Source organism: Rhodopseudomonas sp. B29 (genome assembly GCF_000333455.1).
GTDB lineage: Bacteria > Pseudomonadota > Alphaproteobacteria > Rhizobiales > Xanthobacteraceae > Rhodopseudomonas.
This window is the reverse complement of sequence record NZ_BADD01000449.1, coordinates 1-1964: the sequence shown is the minus strand read 5'-3', so window position 1 is coordinate 1964 and position 1964 is coordinate 1. Positions and strand designations below refer to the sequence as shown.

3 protein-coding genes are annotated in these 1964 nt (G+C 64.6%); 2 read left to right on the top strand and 1 reads right to left on the bottom strand.

Going from position 1 to position 1964, the window contains the following annotated elements; genetic code table 11:
* Positions 1 to 92: 92 nt before the first annotated feature.
* A complete protein-coding gene (locus I5M_RS16015; RefSeq protein WP_022722318.1) occupies positions 93 to 863 on the bottom strand; it encodes an enoyl-CoA hydratase in 771 nt (256 codons plus the stop codon).
* A 147-nt stretch (positions 864 to 1010) separates the two neighbouring features.
* Between I5M_RS16015 and I5M_RS16005 the strand changes: the two genes are divergently transcribed.
* Both I5M_RS16005 and I5M_RS16000 read left to right on the top strand, forming a co-directional pair.
* Positions 1011 to 1571, top strand: coding sequence for a PaaI family thioesterase (locus I5M_RS16005; protein WP_031336618.1), 561 nt, complete (start codon positions 1011 to 1013; stop codon positions 1569 to 1571).
* A gap of 56 nt (positions 1572 to 1627) precedes the next feature.
* The coding region (locus tag I5M_RS16000) for a TetR/AcrR family transcriptional regulator (protein ID WP_022722315.1) at positions 1628 to 1964 on the top strand (337 nt) is incomplete at its 3' end.

The following is a 1964-nucleotide window of genomic DNA, read 5'->3' as shown; positions in this document are numbered from 1 at the left end:
TCGGCGGCTCGTGCAGACGCCGGTAGGAATGATGGTCATCATATTAAGTTGCGGGCCATTTGCAAGTAGCCGGTTGCGGCCCCGGGGGACGGCTAGCGTTTCCGGTTGATGAATTCGCCCATCAGGCTTTGCGGCTCGCCGGTCAGATAGGACTGCCCGAACACGCCGATCGAATGGTCGATGGCCTGGGTTAAAGACATTTCCTGCCAGGTTTTCAGCAGCGCCTTTTGTGCGCGCAGTGCTTGTGGTGCGCAGCCGAGCAGCGAAACAACCAGGCGTTCGACGGCGGCATCGAGCTGATCCGGCGGCGCGATCGAGTCGATCAGACCCCAGCCGAGCGCGGTCGGCGCATCGATATTCTCCGCGGTCATCACCAGATAGTTGGTGCGGCCCCCGCCGATCAGCCGCGGTAGCAGCGCGGCGTGAATCACGGACGGAATCCCCACCTTCACCTCCGGCATGCCAAACCGGGCGTCGCTGGTCGCGACCCGAAAATCGCACGCGGCGGCGAACTCCAGTCCGCCGCCGAGGCACCAGCCGGGAATGCGTGCGATCACCGGGCAGGGCACCTCGCGCACCGCTTCGCACAGATTTCGCAAGGTCGTGATGAAGCGCTCGGCGGAGCGCTGGTCCAGCGTCGCCATCTCCTTGATGTCCGCACCGCCGATCATGCTGCGCGGACTTTCGCCGACGATGATCAGCACGCGCAGCTCCGCGTCGGCTCTGAGCGAGACGAGCGCCTCGCGCGCGCTGTCCATCACGGTGGAATTGAGAATGTTGAGAGGTCCGCCGTTGCAGATCGTCAGTCGGGCCACGCCGCGAGCATCGCGGTCGATGCCGCAATTCGGATTGATCATCTGCATGTTGGTTCTCTCGGCAATTCGGTTCGAAGCGTCGGCATCATGGCTGCCAATGGCGCAAGGCTGTCAAGCCGACCGTGGCGAGATGGGACTTGCCGTGCAGGATGGAACAATTAGAATGACGATCATCATCTTAAACTGGAGCTTATGATGAGCGTTGTGGATCAGTCCGAGGCTGTCGACCTGTTTGCCCCCTCGCGGCGGCGCAGCCGCGTGGTCGAATGGCAGGATCCCAAGCCGGCGGCGCGCGCTGCGGCCGCGATGTCGGGGCTCGAGGTGATGCACGCGCTGCGTGACGGCCGGATGCCGCCGCCGCCATTGGCGCGGCTGATCGGTTTCCGCATGGCCGAGGTCGGCCCGGGCCGCATCGTGATGGAGCTCGATCCGGAGCAGAGCCTGGAAAACACCGTCGGCCTGCTGCACGGCGCTGTCGCGGCGGCGTTGCTCGACACCGCGATGGGCTGCGCGATCTCGACCCATCTGCCGGCCGGGCAGACCTCGGTGACCCTGGACCTCAAACTGACGTATCTGCGCCCGCTGACCGTCCGCTCAGGCCTGATCCGCGCCGAAGGCAAAGTGGTGAAGCTGGGCCGCCAGACCAGCTACACCGAAGGTTTCGTTCATGACGGCGACGGTAAGCTGGCCGTCCACGCCACCGCGACGTTTTCGATGATCGGCGGCCCTGCGTCTCGAAAGGCGCTTGAAAAGTGAGGCGCCGGGCAGATTTATCTGTCATAATATGACACCGGACATGGCATGGAACCGCGATGCGCTATTCCAAGGAACACAAGCAGGAGACCCACGACCGCATCGTGCGCAAGGCGTCGATCCGGCTGCGGGAGAAGGGCGCTCACGGCATCGGCGTCGCCGACCTGATGAAGGAGGCCGGCCTCACCCACGGTGGTTTCTACGCGCATTTCGCCTCGCGCGAGGCGCTGGTGATCGAGGCCTTCGCCTATGCGATGGACCGCTCGACCGCCTATTGGCACAAGCTCGCCGCCGAGCTGCCGCCGGAGCAGCGTCTTGCCAAGCTGGTCGACGACTATCTCGGCAAGTCACATCGTGACGATCCTGGCCGCGGCTGCGCCATCACGGCGCTCGGGG